Genomic DNA, 19,531 nt, shown 5'->3' with positions numbered 1-19,531 from the left:
CCAGAGTGCAGGGCAGATTACCCACGTGTTACTCACCCGTTCGCCGCTCATCCACCCCGAAGGGCTTCAGCGCTCGACTTGCATGTGTTAAGCACGCCGCCAGCGTTCGTCCTGAGCCAGGATCAAACTCTCCAATAATGAATTGTTTGGCACATCCTGACAAACGACACCAAAAACTGGCATCAATCCATCATCTCAAAGGAACCCACAAAAGGGGTTCAATCATTCAAGCTCTACTGGCTTAAATCGGCACACTGTTGAGTTCTCAAACAACACACGCACATCCGAATCAACCGCCAAACAAGGCGACCTCATCCAAGGCTGATATTGCTTCTAAGCTTTTTGCTCGATCTCCGAGGTCGCCCACTCTACCACCACCGGTGGGAGCTTGGTTCGCGGCCCCTCTGCGGCCTGCGCTCGTTCCGGTTTTTCCGGCCCGTGTCGCGCTGACAGGTAGAAAGTTACACGCCCGGAAACCCGGGGTCAAATCGCGCCCCCAGGTGCCTGCGGCAAGGGGAAACCGCAGGTCAACACCCCTGCGTCGGGGTTCAAGACCAACGTAACCCACCCAATCGACGGTGTGAATGTGACCGCGATCACGTACAGTTTCTTCGCTGGATCTCGTACAGCCCTCTGACCTGCGGAAACAGCCGTGGCCGCCGATCCCGAAGGATCGACGGCCACGGCAGGACCACCCAGACGGGCTCATACCCGCACTTCGACCCCCGCGGTGTTGCGCTTGCCCCGGCGCAGGACAAGCCACTTGCCGTGCAGCAGCTCTTCCTTCGACGGGGTCCACGCCTCGTCGGCGACCTTGGCGTTGTTCACGTAGGCGCCACCCTCGTTGACCGTGCGCCGGGCGGCGCCGCGGCTCTCGGCCAGGCCCGCCGCGACGAGCAGGTCGACGATGGTGGGCTCGTCGGCGAGCCTGACCTCGCCGGTGGGGGCCTCGGCCATGGCGGCGTCCAGAGTCGACAGGTCCAGGTCGGCGAGGTCGCCCCGGCCGAACAGGGCCTGGCTGGCGGTCACGACCTGGTTGGTCTCCCGCTCCCCGTGCACCAGCGTCGTGAACTCCTCGGCCAGGCGCTTCTGGGCCGCCCGCAGGTGCGGCCGCTCGGCGGTGTCGCGCTCCAGCGCGTCGATCTCTTCGCGATCCAGGAAGGTGAACAGCCGCAGGTAGCGGATGACGTCGGCGTCGCCCACGTTCACGAAGTACTGGTACCAGGCGTACGGCGAGGTCATCTCCGGGTCGAGCCAGACGTTGCCGCCGCCGGTCGACTTGCCGAACTTGCGTCCCTCGGCGTCGGTGACCAGTGGGGCGGTAAGCGCGTGCACGGACGCGCCGTCGACTTTCCGAACCAGGTCCACGCCGCCGATGATGTTGCCCCACTGGTCGGAGCCGCCTACCTGGAGCTTGCACCCGTGCGCGCGGTGCAGGCGCAGGTAGTCCTGAGACTGGAGCAACAGGTAGCTGAACTCGGTGTAAGACATGCCGTCGGACTCAAGACGGCGCTTGACCGTCTCCCGCGCCAGCATCACGTTGACCGAGAAGTGCTTACCGACGTCCCGTAGGAAGTCGAGGACGGGCATGTCCCGGGTCCAGTCGAGGTTGTTGACCACGACCGCGCCGGTGGGCGAGGCGTCGAAGTCGACGAACCGCTCCAGCTGGCCGCGGATGCGGCTCGCCCACTCGGCGACCACGTCGGTGGTGTTGAGCGCGCGCTCCCCGGTGTCGCGCGGGTCGCCGATCATGCCGGTCGCGCCGCCCGCGAGGACGATCGGCCGGTGCCCCGCGCGCTGGAAGCGGCGCAGCATCAGCAGCGGGACCAGGTTGCCCGCGTGCAGGCTTGGCGCGGTGGGGTCGAAACCGGCATAGAGGGTGAGTGGTCCCGAGTCGAGATCCTTGCGCAGCGCGTCGAGGTCGGTGGATTGCGCGATCAGGCCGCGCCAGGACAGCTCATCGAGGATGTGTTCACTCACGGCCCCCATCTTCCCCCGCCCGCACCGGGCCCGACCACCGGGTTTGGGGTCACCTCGTCAGGTTGGGCGCGTCGCGGACAATTCCGCGCTTACCGCCGCGCCGGTAGGCGCTGACTGCCGGGGAACCGTCTATCCAGAAACGCCAGGGGGTGTCGGCCGCTACCGCAACGCCGACTCGCGGACCGACGCGAACGGACTTCGGCGGCACGGGATCGCCCGCGAGAAGGCGCACCGGGGAGGCGGGGTCGGTCAGGTCGACGCCGTTGTGGTGGCGGTGCAGGCCCAGCACGCCGGTGAGCTTGGCGGGCCCCCTGGCCAGGTCGTCGGCGGACCGGGACGCGGGGCGGCGGCGGTGGGCGAGGTCGTGTCCGGAGACGACCTCGCCCGCCCGCACCAGGACCGCGCCGGGAACGCCGTCGGTGAGAGAGACCACGTTCGCGCAGAAGTGCATTCCGTAGACGAAGTACACGTAGAGGTGGCCCGCGGGCCCGAACATGACCTCGTTGCGCGGCGTCTGTCCCCGGTAGCAGTGCGAAGCGGGGTCATCTGCGCCCCGGTAAGCCTCGACCTCGACTATCCGGACTTGGACACGGCCCTCGGGGCTGTCGGATTCGAGAGTGGCGCCCAAGAGGATCTTGGCCGCGTCTACCGGGTCGACGGCTAGTTCGGCGCGGGTCATCAACCGCACAGCGTTACCGCCTTCCCGGTAAACGTGGCTGTCGCCGACGAGAAGCCTGCCGGAGGGGCTACTTCCGGATGACCTGCTCCGACCACGCCCGGTACTCCTCGATCCGCCGCACGACGCGGTCCCGCTGCTCCGCCACCCGCGACGGCGCGGTGCCACCGTACGCGTCGCGGGAGGCGATGGAACCGGCGACCGTGAGCACTTCGCGCACGCGCGCGGTGAGCGCGGGGTTGACCTCGGCCAACTCGGCGTCGGTCAGCTCGTCGAGGCCGACGCCGCGCGCCTCGGCGCGCCGCACGCAGTCGCCCGCCGCCTCATGCGCGATCCGGAACGGCACGCCCTCGCGGACCAGCCACTCGGCGATGTCGGTTGCGAGGGTGAACCCGGCGGGGGCGAGCGCGGCCAGCCGCTCGGTGTCGAAGGTGAGCGTGGAGAGCATCCCGGCGAGCGCGGGCAGCAGGAGTTCGAGCTGGGCGACCGAGTCGAACACCGGCTCCTTGTCCTCTTGCAGGTCTCGGTTGTACGCGAGCGGCTGCGCCTTGAGGGTGGCGAGCAGGCCGGTGAGGTTGCCGATGAGCCGCCCGGACTTGCCGCGCGTCAGTTCGGCCACGTCGGGGTTCTTCTTCTGCGGCATGATCGAGCTGCCGGTGGCCCACGCGTCGTCCAGGGTGGCGTAAGAGAACTCCGCGGTGGTCCAGATGATGACCTCTTCTGCGATCCTGGACAGGTTGACGCCGAGCATGGCGACCACGAAGGCGAACTCGGCGGCGAAGTCGCGGGACGCGGTGCCGTCGATGGAGTTCTCCGCGGGCGCGTCGAAGCCGAGTTCCTCGGCGATCGCGGCCGGGTCGAGACCGAGGGAGGACCCGGCGAGCGCGCCGGACCCGTACGGCGAGACCGCGGCGCGGGCGTCCCAGTCGCGCAGCCGGTCGACGTCGCGCAGCAGCGACTGGACGTGGGCGAGCAGGTGGTGGGCGAGCAGCACCGGCTGGGCGTGCTGCAGGTGCGTGCGGCCGGGCATCGCGGCGTCGGGGTGCAGTTGGGCCTGGAACAGCAGCGCCTCGACCACGTCGAGGGTGCCGCCCGCGACGACCCGGGCGGCGTCGCGCAGGTACATCCGGAACAGCGTCGCGATCTGGTCGTTGCGGGAGCGACCGGCGCGCAGCTTGCCGCCGAGGTCGGCTCCGGCACGCTCGATGAGCCCACGCTCCAGGGCGGTGTGCACGTCCTCGTCGGCGACGACGGGGGTGAACGCGCCGGAGACCACGTCGGCCTCCAGGACGTCCAGCGCGGCGAGCATTCCGCGAAGCTCGTCGTCGGTGAGCAGTCCCGCGCGGGTGAGGACTCGGGCGTGGGCCCGCGATCCGGCGATGTCATAGCGCGCCAGCCGCCAGTCGAAATGGGTCGACAGGCTCAGCGCGGCCATGGCCTCCGCGGGCCCTGAGCTGAACCGCCCACCCCACAGCGCGGTGGGTCCCTGCTCGGTCACGAGTGTCCTTTCTCGACAATGTGGTACTCGACAATGTGGTACTCGGAGTGGTGCTCGGAAAAACAGTACGTCATTCGGATTTCGCGGAGTCGGAGCTGGTGCGCGCGGCCATCGCCATGAAGCGGTTGGCCATCTGCTGCCCGGTCACCGGTTCCCGGCAGATCACCATCACCGTGTCGTCGCCCGCGATCGTGCCGACGATGTCGATGAGGGCGGCCCGGTCGATCGCGCTGGCCAGGAACTGCGCCGCCCCGGGCGGGGTGCGCAGGACGGTCAGGTTGCCTGAGCAGTCCGCGGAGACCAGGAGCTCGCTGAGCAGCCTGGTCAGCCGCGAAGTGCCGCCCTGGACGCCGCGGACGGGGTTGCCGTCCTCGGGGATGACGTAGACCGCGGCCCCGCCGTCGGCGCCGCGCAGCTTGACCGCGCCGAGTTCGTCGAGGTCGCGGGACAGGGTGGCCTGGGTGGTCTCGATGCCCTCCGCGCCGAGCAGGGTCGCGAGCTCGGTCTGGCTGCGGACGGCGCGCTCGGAGACCAGCTCCACGATGCGCGCCTGGCGGGCGGCGCGGGTGGTGGCCGACGCGGTCATGACCGGGTCACCAGCCAGGCGAGCAGGGCCTTCTGCGAGTGCAGCCGGTTCTCCGCCTCGTCCCACACCGCGCTGGCCGGGCCGTCGAGCACCTCGTCGGTGATCTCCCAGCCGCGGTGGGCGGGCAGGCAGTGCAGCACGATCGCGCCCGGCGCTGCCCGCTCCAGCAGCTCGGCGTTGACCTGGAGCTTGCGGAAGGAGCTGACCCGGTCGCGGCCGTCGTTCTCCTGGCCCATCGAGGTCCAGGTGTCGGTGACCAGGACGTCGGCCCCGTCGACCGCGGCGTGCGGGTCGGTGAGGATGGTGACGCTGCCGCCGGTCTCCGCGGCGCGGTGCTTGGCGTCGAGGACGACGTCGGGCTGCGGCAGGAAGCCCTCGGGGGCGACCACGCGCACGTGCATCCCGGCGGTGGCGCCGCCGAGGATCAGCGAGTGCGCCATGTTGTTCGCGCCGTCGCCGAGGTAGGTGGCGGTGACGCCCGCGGTCGTGCCGTGGCGCTCCTCGATGGTCTGCAGGTCGGCGAGGACCTGGCAGGGGTGGAACTCGTCGGTGAGCGCGTTGATCACCGGGACCCGGGACGCCGAGGCCATCGCCTCGATGCGCTTCTGGGCGTAGGTGCGCCAGACGACGACGTCGACGTAGCGGGACAGGACCCGGGAGGTGTCCTCGATGGTCTCCTCGCGGCCGAGCTGCATGGTGCGGCCGTCGACGATGATCGGCTGGCCGCCGAGCTGGGCCACGCCGACCTCGAAGGACAGGCGGGTGCGGGTCGAGTTCTTCTCGAAGATCGCGGCGACGGACTTGCCTTCGAGCGGCCGCTGCGACAGCGGCGCGGCCTTGAGGGCCTTGGCGAGGTCGAGGACCTCGCGCTGCTCGGCGGGGGTGAGGTCGTCGTCGCGCAGAAAGTGCCGGACCATGGCTCAGGACTCCTGTGCGGTGTCGAGGATCGCGGGCAGCGCGGCGACGAACTCGCCCGCCTGTTCCTCGGTGAGGATCAGCGGCGGGGCGAGCCGCAGCGCGTCGGGCTGGACGTTGTTGACCAGGTATCCGGCCTTGGCCGCCGCGGCGGCGGCAGCGGCTGACACGGGTGCGGTGAGCGCGACGCCGAGCAGCAGGCCGGTGCCCCGCACGCCCGCGACCAGCGGGTGGTCGAGCTGCTCGATGCCCGCGGCGAGGTCCTTGCCGATGGCGGCGACGTGCTGGAGCAGTCCGTCGGCTGCGATGGTGCGCAGCACGGCGAGGCCAGCGGCGGCGCTGACCGGGTTGCCGCCGAAGGTGGTGCCGTGGTGGCCGGGGGCGAACAGCTCTGCCGCCGCGCCGACCGCGACGCAGGCGCCCAGCGGCAGGCCGCCGCCGAGCCCCTTGGCCAGGGTGAACACGTCCGGGGTGATGCCTGCCTGCTGGAAGGCGAACCAGCTGCCGAGCCTGCCGATGCCGGTCTGCACCTCGTCCAGGACGAGCAGCGCGCCAGCCGCCGCGGTGATCTCGCGGGCGGCTTGCAGGTAGCCGTCGGGGACGGGGACGACGCCGCCCTCGCCGAGGACCGGTTCGAGGAACACCGCGGCGGTGTCGCTGTCCACAGCGGACCGCAGGGCCTCGATGTCGCCGAACGGGACGTGCGTGACGCCTGGGGTGAGCGGCTCGAACGGGGTGCGCTTGGGCGGCTGCCCGGTGAGCGCGAGCGCGCCCATGGTGCGGCCGTGGAACGCGCCCTCGATGGCGATGACCTTGCCGCGGCCGGTGAGCCGGGTCAGCTTGAACGCGGCCTCGTTGGCCTCGGCGCCGGAGTTGCAGAACAGCACCTTGGCGTTGCCCGCGAGCCCGGCCACGTCGAGCAGGGCGTCGGCCAGTTCGACCGCGACCGGGTTGACGTAGAGGTTGGAGGTGTGGCCAAGGGTGGCCACCTGCGCGGTGACCGCGGCGACGACGGCCGGGTGCGCGTGGCCGAGCGCGTTGGTGGCGATGCCCGCCACCAGGTCGAGGTAGCGGTTTCCGTCGGCGTCCCAGACGTGCGCGCCCTCGCCGCGCACGAGGGTGATCGCGGGCGTGCCGTAGTTGTCCATCACCGCGGCCCGCCACCGCCGCTGTCCGTCCACATTGGACGTGATCATGATTCTTCCCCCTCATCCGGCAGCACCATGGTGCCGACGCCGCCGCTGGTGAACACTTCGAGCAGTACCGAGTGCGCGAGCCTGCCGTCGATGACGTGCGCGCGCGGGACCCCGCCGATGACCGCGCGCAGGCACGCCTCCATCTTCGGGACCATGCCGCTTTCCAAGTCCGGCAGCAGTTTCGCCAGTTCGCTCGCGCGGATCTCGTGCAGCAGCGAGGAACGGTCCGGCCAGTCCGCGTACAGGCCCTCGACGTCGGTGAGGACGACGAGTTTGCGGGCTTCGAGCGCGATGGCGAGCGCGGCGGCGGCGGTGTCGGCGTTGACGTTGTGCGTGCGGCCGTCGCGGTCGGCGGCCACAGTGGACACCACCGGGATGCGGCCCGCGCGGACGATGTCGAGCACCGCGTCGGGGTTGACGGCCACGACGTCGCCGACCAGGCCGAGGTCGACCTCTTCGCCGTTTACGGTCGCGGTGCGGCGCTCGGCGGTGAACAGGTGGGCGTCCTCGCCGGAGATGCCGACCGCGTGCGGGCCGTGCTCGTTGATCAGGCCGACGAGTTCGCGGCTGACCTGTCCGGTCAGGACCATGCGGACGACGTCCATGGTCTCCGGCGTGGTCACCCGCAGGCCCGCCTTGAACTCGCCGGGAATGCCGAGCCTGCCGAGCATGGCGCTGATCTGCGGGCCGCCGCCGTGCACGACGACCGGGCGCAGACCGGCGAGCCGGAGGAACACCATGTCCTCGGCGAACGCGCGCTTGAGCGTGTCGTCGATCATGGCGTTGCCGCCGTACTTGACCACGACGAGCGCGCCGTGGAACCGCCGCAGCCAGGGCAGCGCCTCGACCAGGACGGCAGCCTTCTCCGCTGCCCCGTTCGCCCCGGTCATGACGAGTACGCGCTGTTCTCTTCGACGTAGCCGTGCGAGAGGTCGGTGGTGAGGATGGTGCCCACTCCTTCGCCCGCGTGGAGGTCGATCTCCACCAGGATGTCGCGGCCGCTCAGGTCCGCCTCGGACCGGTGGGCCGCGCGGGCTCCCGCGCGGCAGACGGCGGCGCCGTTGACGGTGATGTCCAGCTTGTGCTGGTCGAACTCGGTGGGCGCGTTGCCCACGGCCATCGCGATGCGGCCCCAGTTGGGGTCGCCCGCGAAGAACGCGGTCTTGCACAGGTTGTCCTGGGCGACCGCGCGGGCGGCGGCGACGGCCTCGGCGGCGGTGGCCGCGCCGCGCACGGTGACCGTGACGTGCTTGGTGACGCCCTCGGCGTCGGCCTGGAGTTGGGCGACGAGATCGGCGCAGACGGCGGTCACCGCGGCGGCGAAGTCCTCGGGACCGGCCTCGACGCCTGCCGCGCCGGAGACCAGCAGCAGCACGGTGTCGTTGGTGGAGGTGCCGCCGTCGACGTCGAGCCGATTGAAGGTGGACTCGACGGCCGCGCGCAGCGTCTCGTCCACAGTGGACCTCGCGACCACGGCGTCGGTGGTGATGACGCTGAGCATGGTGGCCATGTTCGGCGCGCACATGCCCGCGCCCTTGGCGAAGCCGCCCACGGTCCAGCCGTCGGCGTGGGTGAGCGCGGCCTGCTTCGCGACCGTGTCGGTGGTGATGACCGCGGTCGCGGCGGCGAGGCTCGCCTCGGCGCCGCGGCCGAGTTCCTTGACCGCGAGGTCCACGCCCGCCAGGACGGCGTTCATGGGCAGGCGTTCGCCGATGAGCCCGGTGGAGCACACCGCCACGTCGATCGCGCCGATGCCGAGCACGTCGGCGACCTTCTCCGCGGTGGCGTGGGTGTCCTGGAAGCCGGCGGGCCCGGTGCAGGCGTTGGCTCCGCCGGAGTTGAGCACGACGGCCCGCAGCGAGCCGGTGGTCAGCACCTGCTGGGACCACAGCACCGGCGCGGCCTTGACCTGGTTGCGGGTGAACACGCCCGCGGCCGCGGCCGACGGGCCGTCGTTGACGACGAGTGTGAGATCTGGTTTGCCGTTTGGCTTGATGCCCGCGGCGACACCGGCCGCCCGGAACCCCTGGGGCGCGGTGACGCCCTGGTCGCGGTCGATCACGGCGCGACCCCCACGGTGGACAGGCCCGCGGTCTCCGGCAGGCCGAGCGCGATGTTCATGGACTGCACGGCCGCGCCCGCGGTGCCCTTGGTCAGGTTGTCGACGGCGGCGACGACCACAAGGCGGCCCAGGTCGGCGTCGACGGTCACCTGAAGCTGCACGGCGTTGGAGCCCAGCACGGCAGCGGTCGTCGGCCACTGGCCCTCGGGCAGCAGGTGGACGAACGGCTCGTCGGCGTACGCCTTCTCGTACACCGACCGCGGGTCGTCGGAGCCGGTGAGCCGGGCGCCGCAGGTGGCGAGGATGCCGCGCGGCAGCGGGGCCAGCACCGGGGTGAACGACACCGCGACCCGCTTCCCCGCGACGACGCTGAGGTTCTGGGTGATCTCCGGGGTGTGCCGGTGCGCGCCGCCGACGCCGTAGGCGCGCAGCGAGCCCATCACCTCGGAGCCGAGCAGGTGCGGCTTGAGGCTCTTGCCCGCCCCCGAGGTCCCCGACACCGCGACGACGACGACCTCCGGCTCGACCAAGCCGTGCTGGACAGCGGGGGCGAGGGCGAGGGTGCTGACGGTGGGGTAGCAGCCGGGGACCGCGACGCGGGTGGCGGACCGCAGGATGTCGCGGGCGCCGGGCAGCTCGGGCAGGCCGTAGGGCCAGTGGCCCGCGTGCTCGCCGCCGTACCAGCGGTCCCAGTCGGCCGGGTCGGTCAGCCGGTGGTCGGCCCCGCAGTCGACGACCAGGGTGCCGGGCGCCAACTCGGCGGCGATGGCCGCGGAGTGGCCGTGCGGCAGGGCGAGGAAGACGACGTCATGGCCGTCCAGGGCCGCCGCGGTGGTCTCGGCCAGCACGCGGTCGGCCAGCGGGAGCAGGTGCGGCTGATGCTCCCCGAGTCGGGAACCGGCGTTGCCTCCAGCGGTGAGCGCGCCGATCTCGACGTCGGGATGGGCGAGCAGCAGCCGGAGCAGCTCGCCTCCGGCGTATCCGCTGGCGCCTGCGACCGCGATCCGAATCGTCATATGGATGATTATGCACTGCGATGCAAACTCACTCAACCGGGTATCGGCGAGGAACGCCCCGGACACTGGTGTGCGGCGTTCGAGCGGCGGTGCCCACACCCACGCTACCTGCCAATCGGTAAATGGTGATTCCCGACGAACGGCGACAAACGCCACGTGTGACGCGGGCAAGCCCGGGTATCGTGGCCAGGATGATCAACTGGCACCACCGCGCGGGCCGATGAGCGGCCCCCGCCCCGCTGTCGGCGTCGGCGCTGTTCTGCTCGATTCAGCGGGCCGTGTTCTGCTCGGCCGTCGGGTGAAGGCCGGAGAGCGGGAGACCTGGTGTCTGCCCGGCGGGCACCTAGAGGCGGGCGAGACGTTCGAGTCGGCCGCGGCCCGCGAAGCCGACGAGGAGGCCGGTCTGGCGGTGGGCGATCCCTCGGTGTTCGCGCTCGCGGTGCGGTTGGACGGAAGCGGCGTCACCGTGGGAGTGGCAGGCCGTGGCGGCGGGACGCCGGTCGTGCGGGAGCCGCACGTGTTCGCGGAGTGGACCTGGGTCGCGCGGGACGCGCTCCCGAGTCCTCTCTTTCCGGCGTCGGCGGTCCTCCTGGCGCTGTGGTGGGGCACGGCCGCACCCTCAGGCTGGTCGGCGCACCGGGTCGGCCCAGCGTGAGCGGGCGTCCGGCCTAGGCGGTCAATGCGCCTGGTCGGGATGGCTCTTGCCGCAATTCACTGGGGGTAGGGGACGGGGGCTTGGGCGGATTCCGTCGAACAGGATGGCCAGGTAGCGGCGGCGGCCGGCGGTGGCGGAATCGGCCATGCGGGTGGTGGACAGGGCCATGACCAGGATGGCGGCCAGATCGCGGACCACCAGGTCCGGGCGCACCTGGCCTGCCTCTTGGGCGGCGGCCAGCGGAGGGCCTAGCGGGCCCAGGTAGCGCTCGGCGATGTGGACCGTCACCGCGCCCGCTTCATGGGCCACCGCGAGCAGGACGCGATGGGCCGTGAGGCGTTCGACCGTGGCGCTCAGGGCGTGGGTGAGGGCCTCCCAGGGGTCGTCGGCGTCGCGGGCGGCCAGGGCCAGGGATTCGATCTCTTCTGCGAAGAACGTCTCGAACGCGGCGTGGACGATGCCCTGTCTGCCGCCGAAAAGCCGGTAGACGGTGGCGATGCCCACGCCCGCGCGGCGGGCGATCTCGTCCAGGGGGACCGCGGCGCCGAGGTCCTCGAACGCCGCGATCCCCGCCCGCACGATGCGGTCGAAGTTGCGTCGCGCGTCGGCCCGGCGCGGCTGTTCCTGCACCGGGCGAACGCTAACAAACCGGATTCACCAGGTGACGGGGAAGGAGGCCAGCCCGTAGACGATTTGGTGACCGCGGAAGTCGACCTCTGGGCCTGCCGCCCGCAGCGCCGGGAACCGGTTCAGCAGCGCCGGGAACGCGATGCGCATCTCCATCCTGGCCAGCGGCGCGCCGATGCAGTGGTGGACGCCGTGGCCGAAGGCGACGTGGCCGGTGTTGCCCCGGGTGATGTCGAACGCGTCGGGATCGGCCAGGACGGCGGAGTCGCGGTTGGCCGCGGGCAGGGAGCAGACGACCAGGTCGCCCTTGGCGATGGCCTTGCCGCCGAGTTCGGTGTCCTCGGTCGCGCACCGCGCCACGCCAGTGTGGACGACGGTGAGCCAGCGCAGCAGCTCCTCGACCGCGTCAACGATCCGCTCGGGCTCCGCGCGCAGTAGCCGCACCTGGTCGGGGTGTTCGAGCAAGGCGAGCGTGCCGAGGCCGAGCATGTTCGACGTGGTCTCATGGCCCGCCACCAGCAAGAGGCTGCCGATGCCCGCGAGCTCGTCCGCGCTCAGGTCGTCGCCGTGCTCGCGGACCAGCATCCCCAGCAGGTCGTCGCCGGGCTCGGCCATGGCCCTGGCGACCAACTCGGCCATGTACGCCCGGGCCGCGCGCTGGGTGGCCAGCCGCTCCCCGATCGGCGCGGACACGTCGAGCAGCCTGCTGGCGTGGCCCTGGAACTCGTCGCGGTCGGCGTAGGGCACGCCGAGCAGCTCGCAGATCACCAGCGACGGAACCGGCAGGGCGAAGTCGGCCACCAGGTCGGCGGGCGGGCCGGTGCGCGCCATCGCGTCGATGTGGTCGGCGACGATCTCGGCGATGCGCGGTTCGAGCCGCCTGATCCGGCGGACGGTGAACTCCGGAGTCAGGAACTTCCGGAGCCGGGTGTGGTCGGGTGGGTCGAAGGCGAGCAGGTTGCCCGCGCGCATGGCCGCCTTCTCCTGCTCGGTGAAGCTGGGCGCACCCGGCATCCGGAGCAGCGGCAGATCGGTGTTGCCGAACCGTGTGGCGTCCCCCAGGACCTGGCGCACATCGGCGAGCCGGGTCACCAGCCACACCGGGTGGCCGAACGGCGAGTCGACCAGGGCGACGCCTTGGCCGTCGCGCAAGTCCGCGAGCTCCCGCGCCGGATCGAATCCGTTCCGGCGCATGTACACGGGCAGCACTGGTGTCTCAGTCACACGACCTCCAACCATCACGGGAAAGTCCCCCAAGAAAATGATAGTGATCTATCGAAAGCGTGGTGAGACCGACAGAATGAGACCCCCATCACATCGTTTACCACCTTTCGGCCACACCCACCTGGGGTAGCTCGTCCGACTGAAGGGCGTACCGATTCGCCTACCCACTGCCCTTCCATGGGAGAGCAGGCCCGTCGTGGGGGTGGACCTGTTGAGCCCATAAGGGGAAGTCATGAGAACGATCCATCAACTCAGTGCGATCACCGCTGCCCTCGTCGCCTCGGCGGGGCTGCTGCTCGGCGGGGCGGGCACGGCCGGCGCCGAGCCCGCGACGGTGGCCGTCGACGGCACGGACCCGATCGCGACCGGCTGCGCTGCGGACGCGATCACCGCCCGGGACGCCTACGGCGCGATCGGCGGCGTCACCCGGGTGTACGTCGAACTGCGGTACAGCCCGCGCTGCCGGACCGCGTGGGCCAGGGTGACCACGCAGAACATGCCCAACTGCGTGCCGGGCGCGGACTACTGCGGCGGCGCGACCGTCCACCGCAACAGCGACGGCCGGGAGTACGGCTGCGCGATCCCGGGCGGCGCGCGCGGCTGCTACACGCCGCAGGTCAACGACTCGGGGGTGACGTCGTTCGCGCGGGGGCACGCGGACTACGGCGCGAACACCGCCTACGCGACCACCGGCTCGTACTGACCCGAACAGCGCAGGCCCGACGGCTCGGCGAGCCGTCGGGCCTGCGCCCGCCACAGCCGGGGTTGGATTCCGTCGACGCGGCCGGTGGCCCGGGTCACGGCGCGGCGACGGTGTCCACGAGGTCGAGCAGCGGGCCCCAGGGCTGTTCCGCCGGGCCGTCGGCGATGTGGACGCCCGCGTGCAGCAGCGTCTCCAGGTGCTCCTCCCAGCGCGGGTGGGCGCGCTGGGCCGGGTCGGCCTGCGGGCGGACGATCACCGGGACACCCGGGGTCCCCATCGCCTCGACGAGGGCGGTGATGGCCTGGTTGTCGGCGATGCCCAAGGCCAGCTTGGCCAGCGAGTTCGCGGTGGCGGGCACGAACAGGAACACGTCCGGGATCGGGTACGGCTTGGGCTCTGCGGGCAGCCGGGACGCGCTGCGCACCGGCAGGTCGGTCAGCGACTGCAACCGCGCCGTCTCCCCCGCCGCCGCCATCCAGCGCCCGGCGGTGGGGGTGAAGGTGATCGCGAGCCGCCAGCCCCGGCGCGCGGCCGGGACGGCGAGTTCGACCCGCAGCCGATGGTCGAGGCCGCCGCCCGCCGAGCTGACCAGGCCCAGGACGCCCCGGCTCATCGCCGCAGAAGCGCGCAGAACATGGCGTCGGTGCCGTGGCGGTGCGGCCAGAGTTGCGCGTAGGGGCCGTCGCCGAGACCGGGCACACCGGGGAAGAACTCGCGCGCGTCGATCGGGGTCGCGCCGGTCTTGCGGACCACGTCGGCCACCACGCCCTCGGTCTCCGACAGGTGCGGCGAGCACACCACGTACGCCACGACGCCGCCGGGACGCACCAGGCCGAGCGCGCTGACCAGCAGTTCACGCTGCAGCTTGGTCAGGTCGCCGACGTCGCCGGGCTGCCGCCGCCAGCGCGCCTCCGGCCTGCGCCGCAGCGCGCCCAGGCCCGTGCAGGGGGCGTCGACCAGCACGCGGTCGTACCCGCCCGGCAGGCCGGGGTCGCGGCCGTCGGCGACGTGCACGGTGACCGGCAGCCCCCAGGTGATCTGCTCGACCAGCTTCGCCCGGTGCGGCGCCTGCTCGACCGCGTCGAGGGTGCCGCCGTTGAGCGCGGCGAGCGCGCCGAGCAGGGTGGCCTTGCCGCCGGGGCCAGCGCACAGGTCGAGCCAGCGCTCGTCGGGGCCCTCGACCTCCGGCCGGGTCAGCGCGAGCGCGCAGAGCTGGCTGCCCTCGTCCTGGACGTTGGCCAGCCGCTCGCGGACCGGCTCCAGGTCGCCGGGGTCGCCAGCGCCCGCGTCCAGCCGCACGCCGTAAGGCGAGTAGGGGGCCGGGTCGCCGCCGGTCATCGCGGCCAGCTCGTCGGCGCTGACCTCGCCGGGGCGGGCGACGAGGTGCACGGTCGGGCGCTCGTCGTCTGCGCGCAGCGCGTCGGCCAGCTCATCGCCGGTGGTGCCGAGGGCGTCGGCGAACGCGCGGGCGATCCAGCGCGGGTGCGAGGTGCGGGCGGCGAGGTGCCCGACCGGGTCTTCCTCAGCGTCCGGGGCGAGCTGGTCGAGCCAGGCGGACTCGTCGCGCTCGGCGACCCTGCGCAGCACCGCGTTGGCGAACCCGGTGACCCGCGAGCCGAGGTCGCGGCGCACCAGGTCGACCGTGGAGGCCACCGCGGCGTGCGAGGGGATGCGGGTGCGCAGCAGCTGGTAGGCGCCCAGGCGCAGCGCGTCGAGCAGCACCGGCTCGATCTTGGACAGCGGCCGGTCCGCGCACTCGGCGATGATCTGGTCGAGCAGGCCCATGGCGCGCGAGGCGCCGTAGGTCAGCTCGGTGGCCAGCGCGGCGTCCCGGCCGGAGATCTTGCGCTCGCGCAACAGCTTGGGCAGCACCAGATTGGCGTAGGCGTCCTCGGCGCGGACCGCGCGCAGGACGTCGAGGGCGGCCCGGCGCGCCGGGTCGTCCGCGGGTGGGCGCGCGGGCCCGTCCGGCCGCTTCGGGGGGTGCGACCGCTGGGGCCGCGAGGGTCGGTGCGAGCGCTTGCCGGGCTGGGTCACGTCAGCCGCTCCCCCGCCTCGATGCGCGTGCCGCGGGCCCAATCCGCGGCCTGCATTCGTTTCTTGCCCTGCGCCTGGACCTCGCCGAGACGGACGGGCCAGGTCGCCGTGCCCACCAGGACACGCTTGCGTTCCACCAGCAACTCACCAGGTTCGAGATCGATCTCGGACTCGGCCCGGGACACCGGGCCGAGCTTGACGCGTTCACCGCGGAACTCCGCCCACGCGCCGGGTTCCGGCGTCACCGCGCGGACCCGGCGGTCGACGGCGAGGCCGGGCGCGGTGAAGTCCACGCGGGCGTCCTCCACGCTGATCTTGGGCGCGAAGCTGACCCCGTCCGCGGGCTGCTCGACGGCGGTCAGCGAACCGTCGGCTATTCCGTCCACAGTGGACAACAACAGGCCCGCGCCAGCCTCGGCGAGCCGGTCGAGCAGCGCGCCCGCGGTGTCGTCGGGGCGGATCGGCTCGGTCAGCACACCGAACACCGGGCCCGCGTCGAGTTCCTTGACGATCCGGAACGTGCTGGCCCCGGTGATCTCGTCGCCGTGCCACACCGCCGCCTGCACCGGGGCCGCGCCACGCCACGCGGGCAGCACCGAGAAGTGCAGGTTGACCCAGCCGTGCCGGGGGATGTCGAGGGCGGACTGGGGCAGGATCGCGCCATAGGCCACGACCGGGCAGCAGTCGGGGGCGATCTCCCGCAGCCGCGCCTGGAAATCCGGGTCGGACGCCTTCGCCGGGGTCAGCACCTCGATGCCGTGCTCGTCGGCGAGCGCGCCCACCGGAGAGCGCACCACGTGCCTGCCTCGGCCCGCTGGGGCGTCGGGGCGGGTGACGACGGCGGCCACCTCGTGATCGGAATCGAGCAGGGCGCGCAGCGAGGGCAGCGCCACCTCGGGCGTGCCCGCGAAGACCAGCCGCATCAGCGCGCTCCGAAGAGGGGGTGCGGGCTCTGCTTGATCGTGGGAGCGGCGCCGGTGAACCAGGGGGCGCGGCGAATCTCGCGCATGGCCTGCTTGCGGGTCTCGTCGTCTAGTCGGTCCAGGAACAGGACGCCGTCGAGGTGGTCGGTCTCGTGCTGGATGCAGCGGGCCAGGAGATCCGAGCCTTGGATCTCGACTGGCTCGCCGTGCATGTTCCAGCCTCGGGCCACGACATTGCGGTGCCTGCGGCAGTCCCAGTACATGCCAGGGATGGAGAGGCAGCCCTCTTGGCCGTCTTGGATCTCTTCGTCCAGGGCTGTCCAGACTGGGTTGATCAGATGGCCTGCCGCGCCGTCGCAGTGGTAGGTGAAGACTCTGAGGCCTACGCCTAGTTGGGGGGCCGCGAGGCCTGCGCCGCCTTGGGTTTCCATGGTGTCCCAGAGGTCCCGGACCAGGTTTCGCAGTTCCTGGTCGAAGTCGGTGACCTCGGCGGCGGGCGTGCGCAGCACGGGGTCTCCGAATAGCCGGATCTGCTGGACGGTCATAGGGGTCCTTTCTCGCTGTGCCGTGCAGTCTATGCGGGGCTTTCTGGGGCTTCTGTGGGTGGGCTTGGGTGGGGTGGGTGGTTGGTCGGGTGGTTGCGTTGGGGTGGGCTGGATCGGGTGGAGTGGTTTCTTCGGGGCCCCTACGAAGGAAGATCGCCCGTGTGAAAGAGGGTGGGAAGCCCGCGGCACCACACGCGCGGCCAGCTTGGCGATCTTCCTTCTCCCCCAAAGAAACCACTCCACCCGATCCAGCACTTGGCGGGCGATAGGCGCCTTGTTGGGGCTGGGGGTTTGGGTCGGGGGCTGGGGGTAGGGCTTTGTCTCTTAGATGAGGTCTAGTGGGTCTAGTTGGACGCGTAGTGGGTCTGGGTCTTTGTGTGCTGTGCGGATGGCTTGGGCTTTGGACAGGGCTGTGGCCAGGTCTTTGCCGTGAGTGCGGTTAACGCGGATCAGGGCTCGTTCTCGGGGTGTTTGGCCGTCTGGGGGTGGGGTGCCCAGGGGGACTGGGCCGAGGATTTCCGCTGTGGGGGGTAGGGGGAAGTCGTCCAGGAAGCGGGCTAGGGCTGCGGGGGGGCCGTCTACGGAGGCCATGCGGACGGCTGGGGGGAAGCCGAGCTCGGTGCGGGCCGCCAGTTCGATGCCCGCGTGCCATACCGGGTCCCAGCGGACCAGTGCCTGGACTGGTGTGGTGGCTGATTCAGCCATGACCACTACTCGGCCGCCTTGGGTGGCGGGGCGGACCAGGGCTGCGGCGGTCATCCAGCGGCGTAGGGCTTCTTCTGTCGCTCTTAGGTCGGCTCGGTTGAGGAGTGCCCAGCCGTCCAGGAGTAGGGCTGCGCCGTAGCCGTCCTCCGCGACCGGTTCCGCGCCGGGGGTGGCCACTACCAGGGCTGGGCGGGCGTCGACCGTGGCGAGGACCTCTTGGGCGCCGGAGGTGCGGACCGGGTAGCCGGGGAAGGCTCTGCCCAGCTCTTCCGCTGTCCGCTTCGCGCCGATGACGGTGGCTCGGAGTTTCCTGGAGCCGCAGTTGGCGCATTTGACGTTGGCATCGGTGGCGGCGCACCAGCGGCAGGCGGGGGCGCTGGCCTGACCTAGGCCCAGGGGCCCGGCGCACTTGCGGCAGCGGGCGGGGGTGCGGCAGTCCTGGCAGGTCAGGGCGGGGACATAGCCTCGGCGGGGCACCTGCACCAGGACCGGGTGGCCTGCCGACAGCGCCGTGCGGGCGGCGTCGAAGGCCACTGAGGGGACACGGGCGGTGCGGGCGGCTGGGTCGCGGGCCAGCTGGCTGTCGTGTTCGCCGATGGCGGTCACCCGGGGGGCGGCCGCGCGGACCTGGTCGCGGGTGGCGACGATCTCCGGGGCCCAGCGGGAGTCGACCAGGAGTTGGGCCTCGGCGGTGCGGGCGAAACCGGCGACGAGGACAGCGGCGCCGCTGAGGCGGGCGCGTTGGATCAGGACGTCGCGGACATGGGGGTAGGGGGAACGGGGGTCGGAATGCTGGTCGTCGCCGTCGTCCCAGACGATCAGGGCGCCGGGGCTGGTGACGGGGGCGTAGGCGGTGGCTCGGGTGCCGACGACGATCTGGGCGCTGCCTCGGCGCACGGTCAGCCAGCAGCGGTAGCGCTTGGCGGGGCCTAGGTCCGCTGACAGGGCGACTGCGGCGTCTTCGCCTGCCAGGGCGACGCAGGCGGCATGGACGCGGGCGACGTCGCGGTGGTCGGGGACGACGATGACCGCGCCTCGGCCCGCTGACGCCGCCGTTGTGGCGACTTCGGCCAGGCGCTGGGGCCAGTCTTCGCCGGGGAGGGCCTGCCAGACCGCGTGGGCTTGGCGGCCCGCGCGGACGGCGTCGAGGAACGCCGCGCCACGGGGGTAGCGGGCCCAGCCCGCCGGGTCCGGTGTGGGTGGGCGGGGGGCGGGCGGGGGTGGTTCCTCTGCCTCGACGCGGGCGTGGCGGGGTGGGATGGCCAGGCGCAGGACGTCGATCATGGTACCGCCGTAGCGGTCGGCGACGGCTCGGCACAGGCGGGCGACCTCGGGGGTGAGGACCGGTTCCGGGGAGACCACGCGGTCGAGGAACTGGAGGGTGCCGGTGTGATCCGATTCGGCGACTCGCTCCAGGAGGTATCCGTCGACCAGTTGCCCGGCGAAGCGGACCCGGATGCGGCAGCCCGGTTTCGCCTCGGCGTCGGCCTTGGCGGGCACCAGGTAGTCGTAGGTCCGGTCCAGGTGCGCCAAGGGCACATCGACATAGACGCGGGCGACCGGGAGTTCGGCCGCCGGGGCTGGTCTGCCTTTGGCAGGCCGTGTGGCCTTGTCCGTGGGTCTGGTCTTGGCCTGCGGTTTCACCGGGGCGGCGACCTCGACCTGGAACAGCGCGTCGGGGTCGGGCATGACGGCTGGTCTACCAGAAGGGACCGACGCTCACTCCCGGCGGGGCTCGTCGAGGTAGGCGGCGTACATGGCGACGATCTCGGCGCGGTCGTGCGCGGCCGCCTCTTCGCGGATGCGCCGGTTCAGGCCCGCCGGGTAGCCGTGCTTGATGAGCCTGCGCTCGGCCGCGTCCTCCATGAACGACAGCGAGAAGTACAGGCCGGTGATGTACCCCAGGCCGATCATCGACAGCCGCAGCGACAGCGGGCCGGGGACGAGCAGCAGCAGCCACAGCGGCAAGAACAGGACCATCACCCGCGTGAAGTGCCGCAGCACCCACGTCCGGCTGCTCAGGTCCCACAGCACCCAGTGCCGGTACTCGTCGGGCAGCGTGCCGCCGACGGCGTACCGCAGCCACAGCAGGGGACTCGGCCGCTTCAGGCTCACCGGGCTGATGTTAGGGCCGCGCGTGACAGGTTGTCCGCTGGTGTTCCGCTTACCGCGCACAGGGCATC

General features: G+C 71.7%; 20 protein-coding genes and 1 rRNA gene. 2 read left to right on the top strand and 19 right to left on the bottom strand.

Annotated elements, in window-relative coordinates; genetic code table 11:
- The 10 genes from BLS56_RS09895 to argC form a co-directional block, all read right to left on the bottom strand.
- A 16S ribosomal RNA gene (locus tag BLS56_RS09895) occupies nucleotides 1-138 on the bottom strand; the annotation flags it as partial.
- A gap of 567 nt (nucleotides 139-705) precedes the next feature.
- The gene (tyrS, locus tag BLS56_RS09890) at nucleotides 706-1,980 is read right to left on the bottom strand and encodes a tyrosine--tRNA ligase (protein ID WP_091449650.1); all 1,275 of its coding nucleotides are present in this window, start codon (nucleotides 1,978-1,980) and stop codon (nucleotides 706-708) included.
- Between the two features lie 49 nt (nucleotides 1,981-2,029).
- Nucleotides 2,030-2,659 carry a DNA-3-methyladenine glycosylase gene (locus BLS56_RS09885; protein WP_091449704.1) on the bottom strand — a complete coding sequence of 210 codons (630 nt, stop codon included), beginning with the start codon at nucleotides 2,657-2,659 and terminating at the stop codon, nucleotides 2,030-2,032.
- Nucleotides 2,660-2,726: 67 nt separating this feature from the next.
- A complete protein-coding gene (gene argH / locus BLS56_RS09880; protein WP_091449649.1) occupies nucleotides 2,727-4,154 on the bottom strand; it encodes an argininosuccinate lyase in 1,428 nt (475 codons plus the stop codon).
- A 70-nt stretch (nucleotides 4,155-4,224) separates the two neighbouring features.
- Complete coding sequence (locus BLS56_RS09875) at nucleotides 4,225-4,740, bottom strand: arginine repressor (protein WP_091449648.1); 516 nt, start codon at nucleotides 4,738-4,740, stop codon at nucleotides 4,225-4,227.
- A complete protein-coding gene (gene argF, locus BLS56_RS09870; protein ID WP_091449647.1) occupies nucleotides 4,737-5,657 on the bottom strand; it encodes an ornithine carbamoyltransferase in 921 nt (306 codons plus the stop codon). Before argF ends, BLS56_RS09875 begins: the two co-directional genes overlap by 4 nt.
- Nucleotides 5,658-5,660: 3 nt before the next feature.
- Nucleotides 5,661-6,851 (bottom strand): acetylornithine transaminase, encoded by a 1,191-nt coding sequence (locus tag BLS56_RS09865; protein WP_091449646.1) that lies wholly within the window; start codon nucleotides 6,849-6,851, stop codon nucleotides 5,661-5,663.
- Nucleotides 6,848-7,741: an acetylglutamate kinase gene (argB, locus tag BLS56_RS09860; RefSeq protein ID WP_091449645.1), complete on the bottom strand. Its 894-nt coding sequence runs from the start codon at nucleotides 7,739-7,741 to the stop codon at nucleotides 6,848-6,850. Before argB ends, BLS56_RS09865 begins: the two co-directional genes overlap by 4 nt.
- Entirely contained in the window at nucleotides 7,738-8,910 is a 1,173-nt protein-coding gene (gene argJ / locus BLS56_RS09855; RefSeq protein ID WP_091449703.1) for a bifunctional glutamate N-acetyltransferase/amino-acid acetyltransferase ArgJ, read from the bottom strand. Before argJ ends, argB begins: the two co-directional genes overlap by 4 nt.
- Nucleotides 8,910-9,929: an N-acetyl-gamma-glutamyl-phosphate reductase gene (gene argC, locus BLS56_RS09850; protein WP_091449644.1), complete on the bottom strand. Its 1,020-nt coding sequence runs from the start codon at nucleotides 9,927-9,929 to the stop codon at nucleotides 8,910-8,912. Before argC ends, argJ begins: the two co-directional genes overlap by 1 nt.
- A gap of 220 nt (nucleotides 9,930-10,149) precedes the next feature.
- Between argC and BLS56_RS09845 the strand changes: the two genes are divergently transcribed.
- Complete coding sequence (locus BLS56_RS09845) at nucleotides 10,150-10,584, top strand: NUDIX domain-containing protein (protein WP_194957324.1); 435 nt, start codon at nucleotides 10,150-10,152, stop codon at nucleotides 10,582-10,584.
- 21 nt (nucleotides 10,585-10,605) lie between these two features.
- Here BLS56_RS09845 and BLS56_RS09840 read toward each other — a convergent pair whose 3' ends face one another.
- Complete coding sequence (locus BLS56_RS09840) at nucleotides 10,606-11,214, bottom strand: TetR/AcrR family transcriptional regulator (RefSeq protein WP_091449642.1); 609 nt, start codon at nucleotides 11,212-11,214, stop codon at nucleotides 10,606-10,608.
- Between the two features lie 24 nt (nucleotides 11,215-11,238).
- Entirely contained in the window at nucleotides 11,239-12,435 is a 1,197-nt protein-coding gene (locus BLS56_RS09835; protein ID WP_228771508.1) for a cytochrome P450, read from the bottom strand.
- 232 nt (nucleotides 12,436-12,667) lie between these two features.
- Between BLS56_RS09835 and BLS56_RS09830 the strand changes: the two genes are divergently transcribed.
- On the top strand, nucleotides 12,668-13,138 hold the full coding sequence (locus BLS56_RS09830; RefSeq protein WP_091449641.1) for a DUF2690 domain-containing protein: 471 nt from the start codon (nucleotides 12,668-12,670) through the stop codon (nucleotides 13,136-13,138).
- Here the strand turns inward: BLS56_RS09830 and BLS56_RS32735 are convergent.
- From BLS56_RS32735 to BLS56_RS09800, 7 genes are all read right to left on the bottom strand, one after another.
- Nucleotides 13,114-13,236: a hypothetical protein gene (locus tag BLS56_RS32735; protein ID WP_267463901.1), complete on the bottom strand. Its 123-nt coding sequence runs from the start codon at nucleotides 13,234-13,236 to the stop codon at nucleotides 13,114-13,116. The two genes, BLS56_RS09830 and BLS56_RS32735, sit on opposite strands and share 25 nt — an antisense overlap.
- Nucleotides 13,233-13,751 (bottom strand): flavoprotein, encoded by a 519-nt coding sequence (locus BLS56_RS09825; RefSeq protein WP_091449640.1) that lies wholly within the window; start codon nucleotides 13,749-13,751, stop codon nucleotides 13,233-13,235. The genes BLS56_RS32735 and BLS56_RS09825 overlap by 4 nt, the downstream gene beginning before the upstream one ends.
- On the bottom strand, nucleotides 13,748-15,175 hold the full coding sequence (locus BLS56_RS09820) for an RsmB/NOP family class I SAM-dependent RNA methyltransferase (protein WP_091449639.1): 1,428 nt from the start codon (nucleotides 15,173-15,175) through the stop codon (nucleotides 13,748-13,750). Before BLS56_RS09820 ends, BLS56_RS09825 begins: the two co-directional genes overlap by 4 nt.
- Complete coding sequence (gene fmt / locus BLS56_RS09815; protein WP_091449638.1) at nucleotides 15,172-16,098, bottom strand: methionyl-tRNA formyltransferase; 927 nt, start codon at nucleotides 16,096-16,098, stop codon at nucleotides 15,172-15,174. The genes BLS56_RS09820 and fmt overlap by 4 nt, the downstream gene beginning before the upstream one ends.
- Nucleotides 16,098-16,643, bottom strand: a complete 546-nt coding sequence (gene def, locus BLS56_RS09810) for a peptide deformylase (protein WP_091449637.1) — start codon at nucleotides 16,641-16,643, stop codon at nucleotides 16,098-16,100. The genes fmt and def overlap by 1 nt, the downstream gene beginning before the upstream one ends.
- A gap of 324 nt (nucleotides 16,644-16,967) precedes the next feature.
- On the bottom strand, nucleotides 16,968-19,037 hold the full coding sequence (locus tag BLS56_RS09805) for a primosomal protein N' (RefSeq protein WP_091449636.1): 2,070 nt from the start codon (nucleotides 19,035-19,037) through the stop codon (nucleotides 16,968-16,970).
- A gap of 30 nt (nucleotides 19,038-19,067) precedes the next feature.
- Nucleotides 19,068-19,463, bottom strand: coding sequence for a DUF5313 family protein (locus BLS56_RS09800; RefSeq protein WP_228771507.1), 396 nt, complete (start codon nucleotides 19,461-19,463; stop codon nucleotides 19,068-19,070).
- Between the last annotated feature and the right edge of the window lie 68 nt (nucleotides 19,464-19,531).

This window comes from Actinokineospora iranica (assembly GCF_900101685.1).
In the GTDB taxonomy this organism is placed as follows: Bacteria; Actinomycetota; Actinomycetes; order Mycobacteriales; family Pseudonocardiaceae; genus Actinokineospora; species Actinokineospora iranica.
The sequence above is the reverse complement of the archived record's forward strand: the minus strand, read 5'-3'. Positions and strand labels throughout refer to the sequence as shown.

Excerpts from the sequence above, each read along its gene's own strand:
- BLS56_RS09885 (WP_091449704.1), bottom strand. The coding sequence starts at position 2,659 with ATGACCCGCGCCGAACTAGCCGTCGACCCGGTAGACGCGGCCAAGATC.
- BLS56_RS09875 (WP_091449648.1), bottom strand. The coding sequence starts at position 4,740 with ATGACCGCGTCGGCCACCACCCGCGCCGCCCGCCAGGCGCGCATCGTG.
- argF (WP_091449647.1), bottom strand. The coding sequence starts at position 5,657 with ATGGTCCGGCACTTTCTGCGCGACGACGACCTCACCCCCGCCGAGCAG.
- BLS56_RS09865 (WP_091449646.1), bottom strand. The coding sequence starts at position 6,851 with ATGATCACGTCCAATGTGGACGGACAGCGGCGGTGGCGGGCCGCGGTG.
- argB (WP_091449645.1), bottom strand. The coding sequence starts at position 7,741 with ATGACCGGGGCGAACGGGGCAGCGGAGAAGGCTGCCGTCCTGGTCGAG.
- argC (WP_091449644.1), bottom strand. The coding sequence starts at position 9,929 with ATGACGATTCGGATCGCGGTCGCAGGCGCCAGCGGATACGCCGGAGGC.
- BLS56_RS09845 (WP_194957324.1), top strand. The coding sequence starts at position 10,150 with ATGAGCGGCCCCCGCCCCGCTGTCGGCGTCGGCGCTGTTCTGCTCGAT.
- BLS56_RS09830 (WP_091449641.1), top strand. The coding sequence starts at position 12,668 with ATGAGAACGATCCATCAACTCAGTGCGATCACCGCTGCCCTCGTCGCC.
- BLS56_RS09825 (WP_091449640.1), bottom strand. The coding sequence starts at position 13,751 with ATGAGCCGGGGCGTCCTGGGCCTGGTCAGCTCGGCGGGCGGCGGCCTC.
- fmt (WP_091449638.1), bottom strand. The coding sequence starts at position 16,098 with ATGCGGCTGGTCTTCGCGGGCACGCCCGAGGTGGCGCTGCCCTCGCTG.
- def (WP_091449637.1), bottom strand. The coding sequence starts at position 16,643 with ATGACCGTCCAGCAGATCCGGCTATTCGGAGACCCCGTGCTGCGCACG.
- BLS56_RS09805 (WP_091449636.1), bottom strand. The coding sequence starts at position 19,037 with ATGCCCGACCCCGACGCGCTGTTCCAGGTCGAGGTCGCCGCCCCGGTG.